Raw genomic sequence first — 18,124 nt, 5'->3', positions numbered from 1 at the left:
TCAAGCGGATATTCGCAATCCGCTTCGCTGCTTGATTCCGTTAAAATTGGGCCCAGCCCTTTTCACGGAGCCGAACCCTTTTTTCATTCATCACAGTATCTCAGAAAGGTTCTCCTTGATTTTTAACGCCACATCCGGCTTATTCATGGAATAAACATGGATAGCCTCCACTCCGTTGGCGATAAGGTCAATGATCTGCTCCGTGGCGTAGGCAATCCCCGCCTGCTTCATTGCCGCCGGATTATCCCCGAACCTGTCTACAATGGCCTTGAACCGGGCCGGCAGATAGGTTCCCGAAAGCTGACAGCTTCGGATTATCTGCTTTACGTTGGTCACAGGCATGATTCCCGCAACGACCGGAACTGTGATTCCTTTCTCCCGGATGCGGTATAAATAATTGTATAATATATTATTATCAAAAAACATCTGGGTGGTGACAAAATCACAGCCTGCTTCCACCTTCTGCTTCAGATAATCCATATCAACGGTCTTGCTCGCAGACTCCACATGGCCTTCCGGATAGCAGGCTGCACCGATGCAGAAATCTCCCGCTTCCTTGATCTCCCTGATCAGTTCCGAGGCATAATGGTACTCCCTTTCGGCCGGGGCATCCGCAGGGATATCTCCCCGGAGCGCCAGTACATTTTCAATCCCCTCTGCCTTTAACTCACCAAGGACCTGACGGACCTTTTCCTTGGTGGAAGACACACAGGTCAGATGAGCCAGGGCCGTCACATGGTAATTATGATGTAAGGTGGAGGCTATATCCACGGTATAACGGCTGGTTCCTCCGCCTGCCCCGTACGTAACGCTCATGAAAGCCGGTTTCAGCTTTGCAATCTCTGCTGCTGCCCGTTCCACGGATTCATATTTATCCTCTGTTTTCGGTGGAAATACTTCAAAGGATAACGTTGGCTTTCCCTGACTCAGTATGTCTTTTATTTTCATGCTGCCTATCTCCTATCTTTCCCTTCTTTTATCAGTTACCACTTTAACACAAAAAACTGCTTCCCGCAACTGTTTACTGTCCCGTGAATATCTGGGCTAAGGGTGAATTGCCCGGAAGAATAAGCGTATTATTGTCTCCGGCCAGGGAAGTCCTGGCTGCTTCAAGAGAACGGACAAAAGCGTAAAAGTCTGTCCTCTGCGGGTCATTGTATGCCTCTGCCAGGATCCTCATGTATTCCGCCTCCCCTTCTGCAGTTATGGAGGCAGCCTGGGCCTGGGCATCGGAAATGCTGATGGCTATTTCCCGGTCTGTGGTATTTCGTATCTTCTGGGCTTCTGCCTGCCCTTCCGCCGTAAATGTAGCGGCTATTTTATCCCTCTCAGAAATCATGCGCTCATAAACCGCAGCTTTATTATCCGCCGGAAGGTCCAGACGCTTTGTCTCCACTGCCAGAAGCCTTATACCATACTGATCCATATTATCGCCCACATTGTCCATGATGGACTGGGAAAGCTCCTCATCCCGGCTGCTGATCACATCATTCTGATTCATGCTGCTGATGATATTCTTCACGGAATTATAAACCACCGTGTCAATTCTCCCCTCTGCATTGGCAATGGAGGAGTTAAGGGACTGGGCAAATTTCAAAGGATCCTCAATGCGCCATAAAACATAGCTGTCGCTTAACATGGTCTTCTTATCCATTGTGATCACATCCGAAGCCGCCAGATCGTAAACCAGGATCTGCTTTGGCAGGGTATCCGCAGTCTGGATNCTGCAGAAGGCTTCCCGTTCCGCCGTCAAAAAATACGATCCTCTTCTTTATCTCTTCTAAAATTGCTGTCATACGATCCTCCCTTTGTTTCTGTTACTCTTAATTTCTCCGGTAAGCACAGTCTGTTTTTGCACATTCCTCGCACCCTTTTACTTCGCAGCGGTAAGGCTTCCCGCTTACCCCCATCACCGCGGTAACGGATTTGGACGGCGTCATCAGAAGGCTGTCTGTCAGCATCACACCGATCCTCTTCGGCGTTTCCAAGACTGCCGTTATGTCTCTCTGGCATTCTAGAGGAAAGTCCCCGTAGCCCGGGCTGAATCTTGGCCTTAAATAAAGCCCCCTGGCTTCATATTCCTGTTTTAATATCCGGTTTTCTTCATCACAATATTCCTCAATCATGGCTGCTGCTGCTGCCTGCATGGTAACAGCCTTGCTCATTTGAAGCTTTGTGTATTTATGCAGCAGCACATCCACCCCGGTTCCCAGAGTTGCGGCAAATAGGATCACCTGACCGCAATCCTTTAAATTCCGGCTTAAATTCCTGCTTTTCGCCTGAAATACGGTGAAATCAATCCCGTCTTCCGGAAGAAGCTTTAACGGGTATGCCCGGCTTATGCTTTTGGGAGATGCCGCAGCCGTAAGCTCCCTTAAGCATTCCTCGATCAGGGCATTTACCGTTTCATCCCCTTCATTTATCCCATATCCCAGATATCTCCGGATTTCCCTGCGGCTGATCTCCATTTCCATCCCTCCGTATCAAATGGTTGTCAAGCGGATATTCGCAATCCGCTTCGCTGCTTGATTCCGTTAAAATTGGGCCCAGCCCTTTTCACGGAGCCGAACCCTTTTTTCATTCATCACAGTATCTCAGAAAGGTTCTCCTTGATTTTTAACGCCACATCCGGCTTATTCATGGAATAAACATGGATAGCCTCCACTCCGTTGGCGATAAGGTCAATGATCTGCTCCGTGGCGTAGGCAATCCCCGCCTGCTTCATTGCCGCCGGATTATCCCCGAACCTGTCTACAATGGCCTTGAACCGGGCCGGCAGATAGGTTCCCGAAAGCTGACAGCTTCGGATTATCTGCTTTACGTTGGTCACAGGCATGATTCCCGCAACGACCGGAACTGTGATTCCTTTCTCCCGGATGCGGTATAAATAATTGTATAATATATTATTATCAAAAAACATCTGGGTGGTGACAAAATCACAGCCTGCTTCCACCTTCTGCTTCAGATAATCCATATCAACGGTCTTGCTCGCAGACTCCACATGGCCTTCCGGATAGCAGGCTGCACCGATGCAGAAATCTCCCGCTTCCTTGATCTCCCTGATCAGTTCCGAGGCATAATGGTACTCCCTTTCGGCCGGGGCATCCGCAGGGATATCTCCCCGGAGCGCCAGTACATTTTCAATCCCCTCTGCCTTTAACTCACCAAGGACCTGACGGACCTTTTCCTTGGTGGAAGACACACAGGTCAGATGAGCCAGGGCCGTCACATGGTAATTATGATGTAAGGTGGAGGCTATATCCACGGTATAACGGCTGGTTCCTCCGCCTGCCCCGTACGTAACGCTCATGAAAGCCGGTTTCAGCTTTGCAATCTCTGCTGCTGCCCGTTCCACGGATTCATATTTATCCTCTGTTTTCGGTGGAAATACTTCAAAGGATAACGTTGGCTTTCCCTGACTCAGTATGTCTTTTATTTTCATGCTGCCTATCTCCTATCTTTCCCTTCTTTTATCAGTTACCACTTTAACACAAAAAACTGCTTCCCGCAACTGTTTACTGTCCCGTGAATATCTGGGCTAAGGGTGAATTGCCCGGAAGAATAAGCGTATTATTGTCTCCGGCCAGGGAAGTCCTGGCTGCTTCAAGAGAACGGACAAAAGCGTAAAAGTCTGTCCTCTGCGGGTCATTGTATGCCTCTGCCAGGATCCTCATGTATTCCGCCTCCCCTTCTGCAGTTATGGAGGCAGCCTGGGCCTGGGCATCGGAAATGCTGATGGCTATTTCCCGGTCTGTGGTATTTCGTATCTTCTGGGCTTCTGCCTGCCCTTCCGCCGTAAATGTAGCGGCTATTTTATCCCTCTCAGAAATCATGCGCTCATAAACCGCAGCTTTATTATCCGCCGGAAGGTCCAGACGCTTTGTCTCCACTGCCAGAAGCCTTATACCATACTGATCCATATTATCGCCCACATTGTCCATGATGGACTGGGAAAGCTCCTCATCCCGGCTGCTGATCACATCATTCTGATTCATGCTGCTGATGATATTCTTCACGGAATTATAAACCACCGTGTCAATTCTCCCCTCTGCATTGGCAATGGAGGAGTTAAGGGACTGGGCAAATTTCAAAGGATCCTCAATGCGCCATAAAACATAGCTGTCGCTTAACATGGTCTTCTTATCCATTGTGATCACATCCGAAGCCGCCAGATCGTAAACCAGGATCTGCTTTGGCAGGGTATCCGCAGTCTGGATAAACGGGACCTTTAAAGAAACTCCGGCCGTACCGATCACCCGCTCCACACGTCCAAACTGACGGATTAATTTATATTCATTTTCATTTGTCACTACAACTGAACCTAATAATACTATAATAACCGCCAGTACTGCAATAGTTCCGGCTGCCTTTTTCCAATTTTTTTTCATTTACTGGTTCTCCTTTCCCGCACTGCCCGTTTCTGCCGGCTTCTCACTTTCAGAGTCATTTCCTGCCCCTGCATTCCCGCTTACAAAACTGTCAAGAGGAAGGATGGTGCTGGTCTTATCGGTTCCATCAATGATAACCTTCATCTTTGGAAGCACATCCTCCATGGTTTCATAAAACATACGTTTTCTGGTCACTTCCGGATTTTTTATATATTCGTTATACATGGCCTTAAATTTCGCCACTTCGGCATTGGCCTCATTGATCCTCTGTGCCTTTGCGGATTCTGCATCCTGCAGGATCTTATCCGTCTGGGCCGTGGCTTCCGGAAGCTTTTCGTTTCGGTATTTATTGGCATTGTTGATGGCAGTTTCTTTTCCCTGTTTTGCCGTTTCCACTGCTTTAAACGCTTCCATGACTTCCGTTGTCGGCGGCTCTGAATCCTGGATGGTCACATTCATGACGGTCAGCCCTACATCGTGCTGATCAAGCTTTTCCACTATCATCTGCTTTATCTTGGACTGAATTTCGTTCTTCCCTGTAGTTAGTACAGAGTCCACGTCATAGCTTCCAATTACCGTACGGATGCAGCTTTTTGTAATGTTCTGCAGGATCAGCAAAGGGTCTTCTGACGCATAAACCGCCTTAACCGGGTCTGCAACCTTATATTCCACGAAAAAGTCCACATTAACAAAGTTATAATCTTGGGTGATCATCAGAGAATCCTCTTCCTTGCTTTCATTATCATTCGGGTCATATCCGATAGCAAATCCCTGAATGGTTGTATTGACCTTACTGACCTTCTGTATAAAAGGTACCTTAAAATGAAGACCCGGCTCTGCAACCGCTCTTGCACTTCCCAGTGTGGTCAGGACTGCCTGCTCCTGCTCCTGAATATTATAGACAGAACCAAAGCCGATAACAGGAACCGCCACCAGCAAAGCAGCTGCAATCCCTGATTTTTTCATAAGCCCCCTGACTTTTTTCCATCTCTCTTTCCTATTTGGATCAACTGTTTCCATAACGTTCCACCTTTCTATTCTTATCCTCTATTCTATGCTCTCGTAAAAGAAAAAAAAGACTCCTATCAATACCACAAACGGTACTGATAAAAGTCTTGCACATTTCATAAGTATGCGGATAAATCGCTTTATCGTTCTGACGCAATCTTATCCAACCGGCCGGCTGGAAGCTACTCCCTTTTACGATTGATGTGATTATATCAGATTTGACGAAATTTGTCAATAAAAAACCGTTCCATTTTTCATAAATTGCTCATGTTTCCTGATTTTCCGTCTCCTGAGGATTGTTGTAGGTAACATAGATCCTCATTTCTTCATCTACCTGATAGAAGTTGATATAGAACAGCCCCTCCAGTATAAACGCTCCGTTTTCCTGTGTGATCCCCGCTCTGGCCTGCTCCATGATGTCCGGAACGCTGCTTTCTTCCGGGGAAATTCCGGCTGATGCTTCTGTAAGCTTCAGAAATTGTTCTAAATACGCAAGGGAAGCCTCCGGATCCTTCAGAGTCGAGACATAATCGTGAAGCTCTCCGGTAGCTGTATCATAATTGATATCAATATACTGGAATATGTAATTCTCATCATCAGGCTCCAGCCGGCCTGTTATCTCGTCCTCTAAAGAGAAACCTGCTATGGTCTCATAATAGGTGATGGGGCCTTCCTCTTCTTGGAATTCATAATTATCGGAATAAGCATCTCCCAATTCCACCTGATATCCATAGTCCGATCCGTTTAGAAACTGCCACATGGAATCCGCGATCTGCTTCCCGTCAGCCGGAAAATGGTCATAACCGGTACAGCGTTCTCCGGCGGCTCTCACTTCCTCTTCCTCAAACTCCGCATAACCGGAATCATCGTATGGAACAGCGGTTTCATAGCTGTCATACCCATTCAGGATCCGTCCGGCCTGGTCAAAGACCTTTGGCATCAAATTAGTAAAAATAATCGCAGCAAGGATACCTGCCATAGTCGCAAAGAAACCCTTCCGTCCTCTTTTTTCCCGGGGGATGGAAGGCTGGGGCGATCTATGGCTGGAGGGCATGACAGTTTCTTCAAAAGCCGTGTGTCTCTCATTTAAATAATAATCGACCTCCCACATGACAGGCCGGCGGACCAGCCGCTTACACCGGGTACAGTAATTCACCTCATTAACCGGAAGCTCACAAACCGTACAAATCTTTTTCATCATCGTAGTTTCCCCCTCTTATCCCAGCACCAGATGAGCTACGGCTATTTCATCATCCTCCCGGAACCCCTGGGCGCAAACCTGGATTTCATAAACATATTTCTCTTCAAGGCCGGTAATGGAAACAATCCGGGCAATGCTATTTCCTTCCTGTGCCAAAGTAAGTACCTGATGTACATCTGCGATCGTCTTCTTTAACAATTCATCGGATGGATCCGGACTATCCGGTTCCAAATCAGACTCAGTAATAAAATCTTCCAGAGACAGCTTCTTTTCATTTTCCCTGCTTAAGTAGTAATCATCGGACAGCTCCCAATCCTGTTCATTCTTAGACATCCTGCCACTCCTTTCAAAAACAGGCAGGTTCATAGGAACCTGCCTCATTATGTATCCTGTTATATTTTATCTCTTATTTCTCAAAAAATCCGGAATATTGATCTGCACTTCTTTATTTACAGTAGGGCGGTATGGCTGTCCCGATCCCTGAGAAGCACCCTGCGCGTTATTCTGACCCGCATAATTTGGCTTTGTATAGCCGCCTGCTCCGTAATTCGGGTTTCCATAATTCTGGTTATTGGTATTCGGATTATTATTATAAGCTGGATTGGAATAGTTTGCATTTCCATAATTCGGATTATAGTTCTGATTGTATCCAGGTGTTGCTGCCGTAGCTGCTGCTTCCTGATTCACGGTCTGGTTCTGAGCTGCAGCCGCTGTTTTTGGCTGTTTATAGTTAGGATTGGAAAAATTTGTCATGACCTTGGATACAGGAGTCTCGGCCTGCATGTCCAGCCCGGTAGCAATCACGGTAATGCTCGCTTCATCCTGGGCATTCTCATCGTACATGGCACCAAAGATAATGTTGGCATCATCTCCTGCCATCTCCTGAACATAGCTGGCAGCCTCATTGGCCTCAATCAGGCTGATATCGCCGGAAATGTTAATGATGACATGGGAAGCACCCTCAATGGTAGTCTCGAGCAGCGGACTGGATACTGCCTGCTTCACAGCTTCCAGAGCCTTTTCATCACCTTTCGCTCTGCCAATACCGATGTGAGCGATGCCCTTATCCGTCATAACTGTCTGAACATCCGCAAAATCCAGGTTAATGAGTCCCGGAACGTTAATTAAATCCGTAATACCCTGTACGGCCTGCTGAAGGACTTCATCCGCCTTCTTTAACGCATCCGGCATGGTCGTGCGCCTGTCCACGATTTCCAGCAAACGGTCATTGGGTATCACAATTAAGGTATCAACGCTTTCTTTCAAACGCTCAATCCCTGCAATCGCATTGGTCATACGGGTCCTTGCTTCAAAACGGAAGGGCTTTGTCACAACGCCGACGGTAAGAATTCCCATATCCTTTGCGATCTTGGCCACAACAGGAGCTGCTCCGGTACCTGTACCGCCTCCCATGCCGCAGGTAACGAATACCATATCGGCACCCTTCATGGCCTGAGCCAGCTCGTCCGCATTCTCTTCCGCTGCCTTTTCGCCCATCTCAGGCTTCGCGCCTGCACCAAGACCTTTGGTTAATTTCTCTCCGATCTGCATGGCAGTCGGCGCCTTGCAGAACTGCAATGCCTGCTTGTCCGTATTAATTCCAAGAAATTCCACACCAGCTATATTCTCATCTATCATTCGATTAACCGCATTGTTTCCGGCACCGCCTACACCGATCACCAGAATCCTTGCGGCACTGTCCGCCTCATTTATCTTAATCTCTAACAAGATTATATCCTCCTTTAACCATAAACAGCTTACTGTATAGACCTAATTAATATAATATTTGATTTTCACAAAAATATCAACCATTTTTTGAACAAAATTCCAAGCAAATAATGTAAATTCATTTATCCTTCACAAACCGGTAGGAAGTTGCCGTTTCCGCTTCATCATAAGTATCCAGATACAGTGTGCCCGACAGTCCTCCTAAAACAGGCAGCTGGTCCTTCAGTTCTGAAATTTTACCGTTCATCTGGTCATTGCTTCCTAGAAACACTTTGATATCTCCCATAAACAGAGTCGCATACCCATGGGAATCGTACTGGATCTGGTCGACCGGAATTTCATGAGTGGATAACAGCTGGGTCAAGGTAAGAATTTCATCAAAAATCCTGCTGTTTTCCACCGGGAGGGGCTGGTGCAGGGCGATATGCCCGAACTTCAGCCCCGTGATCCATGGAATTCCGGAAAGTTTTCCGCTGGAGCTTTCCACGATGATTCCGTCTTTATCAAAATATAAGTAGCTGCCCATATAGGAGACATAACCGACTACCGATTTCTCATATACGATCACTTCCACCTTTACCGGGCTCAAGAATACGATCTTGTAATCTTCTACAAAAGGAATCTGCTCATGCTCCCTGAAACGGTCCTTAAAGAGGCAGAAAACCGCATTCCGGTCCCAACCGCCTTTAAACAGAAGGTCAACGATCTGCTCTGATGTGTACTTCTTATTGCCGGTCACCGTAATCTCTTTGATCTGCAGCGACAGAAAAATGACGGTCACAAGCAAGATCACCGCTGCCGCGATTCCAAATTTTATCTTTCTTCTGCTTTTTTTTAAGTCTTTCATTCCATCCCTCTGATTGCCGCGCCAAGGCTGCTTAAATCCCGGCATATGTCTTCATATCCGCGTTCAATATGATGGCATTCATAAATCTTAGTGACGCCCTCACATGCCAGCCCCGCAACGACAAGGGCCGCACCGCCCCGTAAATCGGTTGCGGTTACAGAACCTCCCTTTAAAGGATGCAGTCCATGAATGACAGCCCGCTTTCCCTCTATTATAATATCTGCCGCAAGCTTCTGCAACTCTTTTGCGGTTCCAAAACGCCCTTCGAAGATGGTTTCTTCTATCCGGCTGGTCCCACGGGCCGATGCCATGACTGCCATTACCTGTGACTGTAAGTCTGTAGGAAAACCAGGATAAGGCTCTGTCACAACGTCTGCACCATCGGGACGCCCTCTCATGGACACCTCCAGCCGGTTTTCATATTGCTTTAACTCCGCTCCCATTTTTTCCGCAAGAGAAAGGGCAGCCGTTAAATGCCCCGGCCGGATTCCCTCCATTATGATACTTCCCTCTGCCGCCATCACAGCTGTTAAGTAAGTTCCTGCAACAATCCGATCGCCTGTTACAGTAAATTCAGAATCATGAAGTTCCTTTACGCCCGTAACCTCCAGTCTGGAGGTCCCGGCTCCATGTATTTTGGCACCCATGTTGTTTAAAAATTCACACAGCGTAGTGATCTCCGGTTCCTTTGCCGCTCCATGAATCACAGTTACACCATCCGCATAAACAGCGGCCAGCAAAGCATTTTCCGTAGCTCCCACGCTGGGAAAAGGAAAATAAATATCGGCGCCCATCAACAGCTTTGCGGACGCCAAAAGCTTATCACCCTTCTCCTCGATCACAGCCCCAAGAGTCCGGAAGGCCGACAGATGCAGATCGATTGGCCGCTGCCCTATGGAGCAGCCCCCGGGGAAGCTGGTAACCGCATTCCCGAACCTCCCTAACAGCGGGCCGGACAGCATGATGGAAGATCTCATGCTTTTTATATATTCTTCCGGGATCTCCGTCTGAGTTAGAGTTGCCGCGTCGATCGTTAAAGAGTTGCTGTCAAGGCAGCAAATACAGCCAATACGCTCAAGTATCCCCAGCATACAGAACACATCCTGTATCCTGGGGACGTTATGAATCACTGTTGTACCTTTATGGAGAACCGCTGCTGCCATCATAGGCAGAACAGCATTCTTAGAACCCTGAATTTTTATCTCACCTTTTAAGGATCGTAACCCCTGGACCTGTATGACTGACAATCCGGTACCTCCCATGGCTTCTTATATACTATCCTATGTCAAAAGTGAGAGAATGGTTTCATATCCCATTATTTTTCCAGCCGTATCTGGTTAGAAACACTCAAAACCATGCCCATTTCCACCATCAGAAAGAGGACCGATGTTCCTCCGTAACTGATAAAAGGTAAGGTAATTCCGGTATTTGGTATGGTGTTGGTTACAACCGCTATGTTTAAGATAACCTGTATGGCGATATGCCCCATAACGCCCACAACCAGCAAGGCTCCAAACAAATCCGGCGCATTATCCGCAATGAGCATGAAGCGGTAGATCATGAAAAGAAATATCAGAATGACAGAAACCGCCCCAAACAGCCCAAGCTCTTCACAGATAATGGAAAAGATCATGTCGTTTTGTGCCTCCGGAACAAACCCCATCTTCTGAATGCTTTCTCCCAGCCCTCTGCCTACCAGACCTCCGGACCCTATGGCATAAAGCCCCTGCAGTACCTGATAGCCTCCGGTGGACGGATAAGCCTCCGGTTCCATCCATACCAGAATACGGCTCAACTGATAATCATGGAGGATATTGAGCTTCTCCAAAACAGTAGCTATGGGCCCGGCAAAAGCTAACAGACCCACTCCTGCAAAGCCGCAGGCAAAAAACGGCCATTTTTTCTTACAGGCTATGAACAGCATGACAAAAGCAATTCCCACAATGATAATACCGGAACTTAAGTTGTTGGCCGCTACAATCCCGGCAATGGGAAGGGTCAGCACAATAATAAGGGCCACACCATTTTTCGTATTGATGTTCTTTCCCATCTGGACAATCAGGGCAGCCAGCAAGACAATCAGGGCAATCTTGACAAACTCCGTGGGCTGAAAGGACAGGGGGCCCAAAGGAAGCCATCTTTTTTTACCGTTCACCTCTTTCCCAATAAGGGATACGGTTATCATAAGTACATAGGAAAGTACATAGGCGAATACGGCAAACCGGGAATACCAGCGATAATCCATTTTCGATATGATAATCATAATTACAAAGCCTAAGATAGCAATCTTAGCCTGTTTCATCATAAAGTAAGAGGCATCCTTATTATAATTAAACTGAGCTGCATAGGAACTGGAACTGTATATCATGACCAGTCCGAAAACAGTCAGGAAAATTACGGTAAACAGAAGACTGTAATCATAAAAACGGCGTGGTCTATTCTTTTTCTTCACCGGCCTTTTTTCCGCCATATCATTCCTCCTCGCCATCCATATTCCAATGCCGGAAAATCTTTACAGATTATGGACACACTCCTTGAATATCCGGCCGCGCTCTTCATAGCACGTAAACATCCCCCAGCTGGCACAGGCCGGAGATAAGAGCACATAATCCCCTTTGTTGGCATAGGAAGCGCAGACTCTTACCGCCTCCTGCATATCTTCCGCATACATCACATTGGTAAACCCATGTCTGACTGCACACTCAGCAATCTTCTCTCTGGTCTGCCCCAGGAGAACCATGTATTTCACCTTTCCGTCAAAGGATTCGATCCATTCATCGTATTCGGAGTTCTTATCGTAGCCGCCTGCAATGAGCAGCGTAGGACCCGGCATGGCTTTCACCGCCTGGATCGCTGCATCGGGATTGGTACCCTTGGAATCATTATAATACTTCACTCCGGCCTTTTCCGTGACGAACTCGATCCGATGCTCCACTGCCTTGAACTCACAGATCACCTTCCGGATCACCTCCATCGGGACCCCCATCTCAACCGATACGGCGGCAGCAGCCATTACATTTTCATGGTTATGGCGGCCAAGGAGCTGTAAATCATGGACATTCACGATCTCAGTCCGTTCGCCGTCATGATTCCGGATAATCTTATCCCCATCCATGCAGTAGCCCTCGTCCAGCGTCTGGCGGCTGCTGAAATAAACGGCCCTGGGCTTCATATTTTTACCAAACTCCCGCAAAACAGAATCATCATAATTTAAAATACAGGAATCCAGTGAATTCTGGTTCGATGTAATGCTTTCCTTCACTTCTATGTAACATTCCATGGTTTTATGACGGTTTAAGTGATCCGGCGTTATATTTAAAATGGCGCTGACATCCGGTTTAAAATCCGTAATCGTCTCCAGCTGGAAGCTGCTGATCTCTGCTACGGTCACGGAATCTTCCCCGGTCTTTAACGCCTCTTCCGTATATGGAATCCCAATATTCCCCACCACGAAGACCTGATCATAGTATGCCTTCATAATCTCCCCGGTAAGGGCCGTAGTGGTTGTCTTACCGTTGGTTCCTGTGATCGCAGCCAGCTTTCCCTTTGCGTGATGATAGGCCAGCTGGATCTCACTCCAGACGGGAATCTCCGCTTCTTTTAAAACAGAAACAAAAGGGGCATCCAAAGAAATCCCGGGACTGATGACGCACAGGCTTACGTCCATAATGTCCTCTTTCTTAAGCTCCCCCAGCAAAACGGTAACCCTTCCTTCTCCTTCAAACTGGCCTAACAGCGCGTCCCGATTCAGGGCGTCATTGCTGTCATAAAGAATCACTTCATCGCCCGTCTTAAGGATCATCCCGGAGGCGGCGATACCACTTTTTCCGCTGCCGGCAACTAATATTTTCTGACTCATATGATTTCTCTCCTATAATCCAAGGTATGCAAGCAGGCAAAGAACTGCTGTCACAATTGCGAATATGGCCACCACCCGTGTTTCCGACCAGCCGCAAAGTTCAAAATGGTGGTGGATGGGGGCCATCTTAAAAAATCTCTTCCCGCCTGTTCTTTTAAAATATGTCACCTGAATGATGACTGATAATACTTCAATCAAATAAATGAATCCGATTATGGCAATAAAAACAGGGAGCTGCATCATAAAGGCGCTGGAAGCTACAAATCCTCCGAGGCCAAGGGAACCGGTATCCCCCATGAACACTCTCGCAGGATAGACATTGAACAGCAGGAATCCCAAAAGGCTTCCCACAACCGCACCGGTAATGGGACTGATGCCGGTATTCTCTCCAATGGCTACTACGGTCAAAAATGTTGCCACCAGAATGGTCACGCTGGTGCAAAGCCCATCTAAGCCATCGGTGAAATTTACGCCGTTGTCAGTCCCTATTACGATAAAAAATACCGCCGGTACGAATAATATTCCCAGATTCATATACAGTCCATTGGCAAAACCTCCGGTAAAGGGAACCAGCATCTCCGTTCCTACATCCTTTGAATGAAGCAGATAATAGGAAAAGATGCCTGTGATGACTAACTGTCCCGCCATCTTCTGAACAGGAGTGAGCCCTTCGGAACGCTTCATCACGATCTTGATATAGTCATCAAGAAATCCAACAATACCAAATCCTACCGTTACGAAAAGCACGGGTATGATCTTCGGATATTCCCTCACATAGAAAAGCGACGTAATGATAATGCTGGTTAATATGATGAGCCCTCCCATAGTCGGGGTTCCCTGTTTTTTCAAATGGCTCTCCGGCCCTTCCTTACGGACCTCCTGGCCAAATTTCAACCTGTGAAGAAATGGTATTACAATGGGACACAGCATGGCGCTGATAGCAAATGCTATGATGATTGCCAGAATCGTTTCGTTAATCATGTCACACCTCAATATTTTATGTATTGGTATATTATTCTAAGGAAATTATGCCACAGTAAGTAGTATACGTCTTTTTGCCTGAATAATCAACCATAGATTCGAATCGCAGATGCAGTTTTTTCCTCGGTTGGTTCGATTCCCAAGTAAGGGAGAATATTCTTAAAAATGTCAGCAATTACCGGTGCTGCAATGGTTCCGCCATAGTAAATCCCCTGGGGTTCATCAATGGTAATAAGGGCAATAACCTGGGGATTATCAGCCGGTGCAAATCCTATAAAAGATGAGATATACTTTTTTAAGCTCCGGGGCAGTTTTTCGGATGTAGCTGTTTTTCCGCCTATCCGGTATCCGTCAAGTTTCGCCCTTTTTCCACTTCCTTCCGATACGACCTGCTCCAGGATATAACGCATGGTTTCACTGGTCTCAGGGGAAAGAATCCCTTCCTTTACCGGATAAGTAAAAGTATGGACCGCTTCCCCATCCGCGCTCACTGACTTCACCCCAAAATGAGGTGTGATTCGGTTTCCGCCGTTTATGATAGAAGAAGCTGTGGTGATCAGCTGCATAGGAGTAATCTGAAAGGACTGGCCAAAGGAAACCGTTGCCAGTTCCACAAGACCCATATCTTCTTTTTTATGCATGATGGTGGACGCTTCCCCCGGAAGGTCGATACCGGTCTTTCCCTTTAAGCCAAACTGTTCAAAATATTTATAATAATTATCCACACCCAGCCGCTGTCCTACATCAATCAAAACCGGGTTGCAGGAATTCATCATTCCCTGAAGGAATGTTTCCGAGCCATGGCCGCCTACCTTGTGGCACCTGATCTTCCGGTCCTCCACAACCCGGAAGCCCGGACAGGAGAAATGGTCGTCAAGTTTTACGACTCCGGCTTCCAGCCCTGCGGCAGCGGTTATGATTTTAAAGGTGGACCCCGGCTCATAGGTATCGTTGATGCAGTGATTTCTCCACATCTGGTTTAACAGGTCCTGTTTTTCTTTTGCGGAAGCAGGAACCTCTGAACCGGTATTTAGTGTAAACGGATCGTTTAAATTAAATTCCGGCGCGTTCACCATTGCCATGATTTCCCCATTCTGAGGATTCATGATTATGATCGACACTCTTTTGGCTCCTTTTTTCTCCATGACCTGATAGGCGCCCTGTTCACAATATCTTTGGATATTCACATCCAGGCTGATGTACAGATCCTGCCCTGCCACAGGCTCGATTCTGTCCTCCGCTGCATTTTCGATTTCAATGCCGGCTGCATCTGACATGGTCAGAATTTTTCCGTTCAGCCCTTTTAGATAATCCTCGTACTTTACTTCCAATCCTATGATTCCCTGGTTATCCCCTCCTGTAAACCCCAAAACCGTAGAAGCAAGGGTATCGTACGGATAGTAGCGCTTATAATCTTCATCCACCTTTACACCTGCTAAGTGATAGGACCGGATCTGGTCGCCCAGAGCCTTGTCTACATTGGTTTTAATAATTTCCCTTGAACTGTATTTTTTTACCTTCTTACGCACTTCCTCTTCGCTAAGCCCCAGTTCTTTAGAAAGGACCGCCACGACCTCATCCGGTTTCTTGACCTGATTGTGTATGACCGATATGGTGCAGACCGTCCGGTTGGTGGCGATGACAGTTCCATTGGCATCAATGATATTTCCTCTGGCTGCTTTGATGGTCCTCTCCCGCTCATGCAGGTCCTCTGCCATGGCGCTGTAATGTTCGGAACGGAAGATCATTAGAAAAATAAGCCGTCCCATAAGTCCTGTCATGGCAAGAAATAACAGGAAAAACAGGATGGCTATTTTCTCTCTGTGATGTGTTTTATTCGAATTCATACACTGCTCCACCATCTTCATTGTTACAGTATATGAAATTGCGAACTTTTTATGAGTCCTTTGAGGGAACACCCTTTACTGGGCTTTCGTTTCTTCCGCCGTTTGTCCGTCCTGTCCGCTTTGCCCCGGAAGTGCGGCCGGGAGGTTGGAACCTTCCCCGCCTTCCGGCCTGTCAATGAATTCCTCGGAAGGATTTAAGTACTCTTCCGGAACCTGCTGGCCATTTTCCATGGTAGGAACGGCTCCTGTTGTCTCTGCTGTACCGGATTCCTCTGCAGCCGTCTCACCCTCGGAAGCTGCCTGTGTTTCACTGGTGATCCCTTCCTGTTCCGGAAGCTTTGCCTCTTCTCCTGAAGGAAGCGTGGGTTCAACATCCGTATCAGGGAATATATTTAAATAAGGAAGAAGTTCTGTCATGATCTTCTGGAAAATCCCGCTGGCATAAGTGCTGTGGGGCTGATCCTCCACATGAGGCTCATCAACCACCACATAAACCAGAACCTGAGGATTGTCCGACGGCGCATAGCCCAGGAATGAAACCACGTAATTGGTTTTATCACGGGGGATTTTTTCCGCTGTACCGGTCTTTCCGGCGATTTTATATCCCGCAACTTTAGCGGCGCCTCCGGTACCTCCTTCTGCATTAACGGTTTTGAACAGTGCCTCGTTAATAAATTTGGTGGTAGATTCTGATACCGTCTCTCTTACAAGGACCGGATCCACTTTTTTGATTACCGCACCCTGCTCATTGAGAATCTGTTTTACTACATGAGGCTCATAATAAGAGCCTCCGTTTATCACGGAACAATATGCGGCAGCCATCTGGATCATGGTGGTGCTGAAGTTCTGTCCAAAGGAGTTGGTTGCCAGATCCGTAGGGCCTGCCGTATCTGCAGTATAGATCAGGGTCTTGTTATCCGCTTCCCCCGGAAGATCGATTCCCGTCTTGGAACCAAATCCGAAAATCTGCTGGTATTTATAGAATTTCTCCTTTCCGATCTGCTGGGCGATCCGCATCATGACCACATTACAGGATTTCATCAGTCCCTGCTCCACCGTTAGCAGGCCATGTCCGTACCGGCTGACGCAGTTGATTTTATGCCCTCCGACCTCCAGGAATTTATTGCACTCATACGTTTCATTCCCTGTGATCGCACCCTCTTCCAGTGCTGCGGAAACGGTAAATATCTTTTCCGTTGATCCCGGTTCAAATCCATCGCTGATGCAGAAATTTCGCCAGGTCTGGTTCCATGCCACCTGGGTTCCGAAGGACATGATTTCTTCATTGGTATAATGCCCGGAAACATTTTCCGCTGTTAAAGGCGCCGCATCTTTATTCTTTCTCTTGTAATCATCGATCGCTTCCTGGATTCCAAGTTCCCGCAGCACTTCATCGGTATACTCCGGCCTCAAATCACGGGGATTGTTTAAGTCAAAGGCCTTATCATTTGCCATTGCCAGGACCTCACCGTTATTCGGGTCCATAACAAGCACGCCTACCCGCTTGCTCCCCGTCTGCTGTTCCCACTCATTGATGTATTTTTCCACAATTTTCTGCACATTGGCGTCCATGGTAGAAACCACCGTATTGCCGTTGGTGGCAGGTTTAATCACGCGCTCTAAATTGGAATCGTCGTTTAAGTATCCGTATTCCCTGCCGTTGGTTCCCATAAGGGTCGTATTATAATACTGTTCCATTCCGCCGGTTCCAGCCATTCCGTCACCGTTAGCAAAGCCAATCATGTTACAGCCCAGGGAATTATAGGGATATACCCTTTTATACTCATCCTCAAACCAGATGCCCTTAATGGCCTGCCTCTCTTTCTTAAGTTCCTCTGTTTTTCCGGCCTTGTATTTCTCATAATTCTCTTTATCATTATAGGTGAGCTGCTTTGCATAGCGTATGTACTGCTTATCCTTCTTTTCCTGTATCAGGTTCATGATCTCAGTCCGGTCATACCCGAAACATTCTGTCAGGGCCGTGACCGTGGGCTCCAGATATGCCTCCGAATCCGACATGATCTGCTTGGGATCCAGGATCAGGTTGTAAACCTTTTCACTGGTTGCCAGATAAGTTCCGTTACGGTCCAGAATGTCGCCGCGCTTAAAGGGAATCACACGGCTGTCATATTCCTGCTGGGATAGAACGATCTGGTTGTAATCTTCCTTTTTACTTGTCATCAGATTATAAAGGACCATAACTAATGCAAACAAAGCCAGCGTAATTACCAGAACAGTAATCGCCAGCTTCTCCTGCATATAACG

16 protein-coding genes are annotated in these 18,124 nt (G+C 47.3%); all 16 read right to left on the bottom strand.

Features of this window, described 5'->3' with window-relative positions; genetic code table 11:
- Window positions 1-90 precede the first annotated feature (90 nt).
- A complete protein-coding gene (metF, locus tag BQ9856_RS07555; protein WP_077610486.1) occupies window positions 91-948 on the bottom strand; it encodes a methylenetetrahydrofolate reductase [NAD(P)H] in 858 nt (285 codons plus the stop codon).
- 73 nt (window positions 949-1,021) lie between these two features.
- Window positions 1,022-1,753, bottom strand: coding sequence for a protease modulator HflC (hflC, locus tag BQ9856_RS07550; RefSeq protein ID WP_139348671.1), 732 nt, complete (start codon window positions 1,751-1,753; stop codon window positions 1,022-1,024).
- Between the two features lie 70 nt (window positions 1,754-1,823).
- Complete coding sequence (locus BQ9856_RS07545; RefSeq protein WP_442855503.1) at window positions 1,824-2,468, bottom strand: vitamin B12 dependent-methionine synthase activation domain-containing protein; 645 nt, start codon at window positions 2,466-2,468, stop codon at window positions 1,824-1,826.
- Between the two features lie 116 nt (window positions 2,469-2,584).
- A complete protein-coding gene (gene metF, locus BQ9856_RS07540) occupies window positions 2,585-3,442 on the bottom strand; it encodes a methylenetetrahydrofolate reductase [NAD(P)H] (protein WP_077610486.1) in 858 nt (285 codons plus the stop codon).
- A 73-nt stretch (window positions 3,443-3,515) separates the two neighbouring features.
- A complete protein-coding gene (gene hflC, locus BQ9856_RS07535) occupies window positions 3,516-4,388 on the bottom strand; it encodes a protease modulator HflC (protein ID WP_077610485.1) in 873 nt (290 codons plus the stop codon).
- The gene (gene hflK, locus BQ9856_RS07530; RefSeq protein WP_077610484.1) at window positions 4,389-5,408 is read right to left on the bottom strand and encodes an FtsH protease activity modulator HflK; all 1,020 of its coding nucleotides are present in this window, start codon (window positions 5,406-5,408) and stop codon (window positions 4,389-4,391) included.
- 253 nt (window positions 5,409-5,661) lie between these two features.
- Window positions 5,662-6,597 carry a hypothetical protein gene (locus BQ9856_RS07525; protein ID WP_077610483.1) on the bottom strand — a complete coding sequence of 312 codons (936 nt, stop codon included), beginning with the start codon at window positions 6,595-6,597 and terminating at the stop codon, window positions 5,662-5,664.
- 15 nt (window positions 6,598-6,612) lie between these two features.
- On the bottom strand, window positions 6,613-6,930 hold the full coding sequence (locus BQ9856_RS07520; protein ID WP_235839173.1) for a hypothetical protein: 318 nt from the start codon (window positions 6,928-6,930) through the stop codon (window positions 6,613-6,615).
- A gap of 66 nt (window positions 6,931-6,996) precedes the next feature.
- Window positions 6,997-8,325 (bottom strand): cell division protein FtsZ, encoded by a 1,329-nt coding sequence (gene ftsZ / locus BQ9856_RS07515; protein WP_077610481.1) that lies wholly within the window; start codon window positions 8,323-8,325, stop codon window positions 6,997-6,999.
- Window positions 8,326-8,443: 118 nt separating this feature from the next.
- The gene (locus tag BQ9856_RS07510) at window positions 8,444-9,172 is read right to left on the bottom strand and encodes a cell division protein FtsQ/DivIB (RefSeq protein ID WP_077610480.1); all 729 of its coding nucleotides are present in this window, start codon (window positions 9,170-9,172) and stop codon (window positions 8,444-8,446) included.
- Complete coding sequence (gene murA, locus BQ9856_RS07505) at window positions 9,169-10,419, bottom strand: UDP-N-acetylglucosamine 1-carboxyvinyltransferase (RefSeq protein WP_077610479.1); 1,251 nt, start codon at window positions 10,417-10,419, stop codon at window positions 9,169-9,171. Before murA ends, BQ9856_RS07510 begins: the two co-directional genes overlap by 4 nt.
- A gap of 68 nt (window positions 10,420-10,487) precedes the next feature.
- Window positions 10,488-11,642, bottom strand: coding sequence for an FtsW/RodA/SpoVE family cell cycle protein (locus tag BQ9856_RS07500; RefSeq protein ID WP_139348670.1), 1,155 nt, complete (start codon window positions 11,640-11,642; stop codon window positions 10,488-10,490).
- Between the two features lie 42 nt (window positions 11,643-11,684).
- Entirely contained in the window at window positions 11,685-13,031 is a 1,347-nt protein-coding gene (murD, locus tag BQ9856_RS07495; RefSeq protein ID WP_077610477.1) for a UDP-N-acetylmuramoyl-L-alanine--D-glutamate ligase, read from the bottom strand.
- Between the two features lie 12 nt (window positions 13,032-13,043).
- Window positions 13,044-14,012 (bottom strand): phospho-N-acetylmuramoyl-pentapeptide-transferase, encoded by a 969-nt coding sequence (gene mraY, locus BQ9856_RS07490; RefSeq protein ID WP_077610476.1) that lies wholly within the window; start codon window positions 14,010-14,012, stop codon window positions 13,044-13,046.
- Window positions 14,013-14,098: 86 nt separating this feature from the next.
- Entirely contained in the window at window positions 14,099-15,859 is a 1,761-nt protein-coding gene (locus tag BQ9856_RS07485) for a peptidoglycan D,D-transpeptidase FtsI family protein (protein ID WP_077610475.1), read from the bottom strand.
- Window positions 15,860-15,934: 75 nt separating this feature from the next.
- Entirely contained in the window at window positions 15,935-18,118 is a 2,184-nt protein-coding gene (locus BQ9856_RS07480) for a peptidoglycan D,D-transpeptidase FtsI family protein (protein WP_442855501.1), read from the bottom strand.
- Window positions 18,119-18,124: the final 6 nt, after the last annotated feature.

This window comes from Clostridium sp. Marseille-P2415, from assembly GCF_900155545.1.
In the GTDB taxonomy this organism is placed as follows: Bacteria; Bacillota; Clostridia; order Lachnospirales; family Lachnospiraceae; genus Lacrimispora.
Note: the sequence above shows the minus strand (reverse complement) of the source record. Positions and strands in the feature narration are given on the sequence as shown.